At 28.7% G+C, this 2288-nt stretch carries 2 protein-coding genes; both read right to left on the reverse strand.

Annotation, left to right across the window (positions count from 1 at the left end):
- Nucleotides 1-40 precede the first annotated feature (40 nt).
- A complete protein-coding gene (locus ABD730_RS17190; protein ID WP_344716127.1) occupies nucleotides 41-856 on the reverse strand; it encodes a hypothetical protein in 816 nt (271 codons plus the stop codon).
- 167 nt (nucleotides 857-1023) lie between these two features.
- Nucleotides 1024-2202: a hypothetical protein gene (locus tag ABD730_RS17195; RefSeq protein WP_344716128.1), complete on the reverse strand. Its 1179-nt coding sequence runs from the start codon at nucleotides 2200-2202 to the stop codon at nucleotides 1024-1026.
- Nucleotides 2203-2288 lie beyond the last annotated feature (86 nt).

Below are 2288 nucleotides of genomic sequence, written 5' to 3' on the forward strand. Positions count from 1 at the left end.
AAGTACTTTAGTGAAAAATTAATACATTTTTACTTGTTTTTTACCACAGTACTTTGTTGGCGATAGTTTTTATTTTTTTTGCTTTTCTAAAATATAGGTTATCATTTGCTTCATCATTATACATTCTATAAATACTTATAGGAAGCATATTGCCTGGTGGTCTAGGAATATCATTATCTATGAAAAAGTCGCTTTTGATAGTAACAGGTAAACTTGCTGTAATAATTGAATCTGAAATTTGCTTGTCGGCATATACGCTCAAATAAAATCTTTCTATACGCAAATCTTTAGGCCCAAAATAAGTTTCTAATGTGTCTTTAAATCGTTTGATGTCATTTTCTAAACTATTTAGAGAATTAGAAAGTTCAGTTTTTCCTATCACTTTATTATTTACAGAACTCATAAAAATTTTCATTCCATAAACTGGGTCTTTTTTTATTAATTCAGTCGAATCGCTTTTAGGTAAAGTAAATTCAATTCCAAATTTTCTCTTTAGATATTCACTGTAACTTTTCGTCTTAAGCATACTGAATTTATGTATGCCATAATTGTTCTTTATAGTTCCAAAAAGACTGTCTTTATTATCAGAAAGCTTGTAATTAATTAAAATCTTGCTAGTTGTATCAATAGGCAGACTTGAATCCGATTTCCAATATAATGTCCTTAGTTCAAATTCAATTTGCGATTTATTAGCGTTCCATTTTGTTTTCTTATCAAATTCGCTAGGTAATTTAAAAACTAAACTATCTGGATAGAAGTGCCAAGTACTATATTCATTTTCAATTTCTCGCCAATTTCCATTTAGCTCTTTTTCAGATGAATTTTGTCCACAAGAAAAAGCTAATAGAAAAAGCATAAAGTTCAATATGTAAACGGATTTTTTCAAATTATTGCCAACGTTTATGTATATGGTTTGTTGCGTGTTTTAAGCACCGAATTTAGCAAATACAAACCAAATAGAAAATCTGCGAGGATTTTCGTAAGTAGGCTAGAACTAGCAATAAATTATATACGGTGTTGGCATTAGTTTTTTATTGTTTTCGGTAAAACATTTTTCCATTCATTAATATTGAATTTCTCAACAATTCTATTGTCTTTTCCAATAACATAGCAAAGTCTAGAACAATATTCTTTTCTGTAATTATTGTAAAAGTCTTTATTGAACTCTTCTTGTGAGTCTATATGTATTCCAATATCCAACATTTTTATATCTGAATCAACGTGCAGAATATTTATTTGATTTCCAAATGTTCTTTCCATTTCATAAAATGCTTCAGTTGATTCTTTGTCGCCACCGCACCCACAAGAATTAGCAATGACTGTGAGTTTATTTTGTAAGTATGAATTCGTTAAAGTATCTCCAGACATAGTAATAACCTTAAAGCTAGGGGCAATCATACCTTTTTGAGTTCCAATTTCGGATTCAAAGTTTTTATCCTTAACTAATGTTATTATATCTCCATTGTTGGAAATTTTTTCAAAACGATAATATTTACCATTTAAATTTAAAGCTTCTCCGAATGCTATTAAATCACTTTCAGATATTGAATCTTTTTTTATTCCTGAATCTGATAGTATCGAAATTTGGGGTCGAAAACCATAGGTAAAACTCAATGGATTTCGAGGTTCAATAATTCCAATTTCATATTTCTTGTTGTCAATTTCAAATTTGCTTATTAAATATTCCCTTTTTCCAAGTGAAAAATTACCGTTCGAGTCTCCGATGTTCAACCAAGAAGAATCTGTTACTATTTCTGTGTCATTGGAAATTAAATATTTGCATCTAACTAAGTTTGCAGATTTACTCCAAATTATTGGTTTGTATTCTCTAATAGAGTCGTCGGTAAAATCTTTGTTATTATTTTCATCGACAATAAAAATTTGTTTACCATTTTTATTGCCTTTCAGCATTTCCACATTATAATTTTTTGTTTCATCGAAATCTGTTTTCAGTTGAAAGCGTTTTAGGTCATTAATGTTTTTTGGATATTTGACTGGATTTGAAAAGCTTTTCGAAGTGTCTTGAAACTCTATGCTACTAACTCCGAATTGAAATAAACCATTTCCTTTTACTTTCTTTGTTTTTAGGATTATCGTATCATTTAATGAGGAAAATCTATTTTCAATACTCTTTTGATTTTGACACCCAATTATCATATAGATTAGTGCGAAAAACATTGAAATTTTAAATATATATTTCATTTACTTTTGAGTTTGTTCAAATTAATGCCAACGGTCTCGTATATGATTTGTTGCGTGTTATAAGCGAGTAAGTTAGCAAATAAAAA

Origin of the sequence: Winogradskyella damuponensis (assembly GCF_039538385.1) — a bacterium.
GTDB classification, from domain to species: domain Bacteria; phylum Bacteroidota; class Bacteroidia; order Flavobacteriales; family Flavobacteriaceae; genus Winogradskyella; species Winogradskyella damuponensis.

Coding starts and splice junctions, on each gene's coding strand:
- ABD730_RS17190 (WP_344716127.1), bottom strand. CDS start 856: ATGCTTTTTCTATTAGCTTTTTCTTGTGGACAAAATTCATCTGAAAAA.
- ABD730_RS17195 (WP_344716128.1), bottom strand. CDS start 2,202: ATGAAATATATATTTAAAATTTCAATGTTTTTCGCACTAATCTATATG.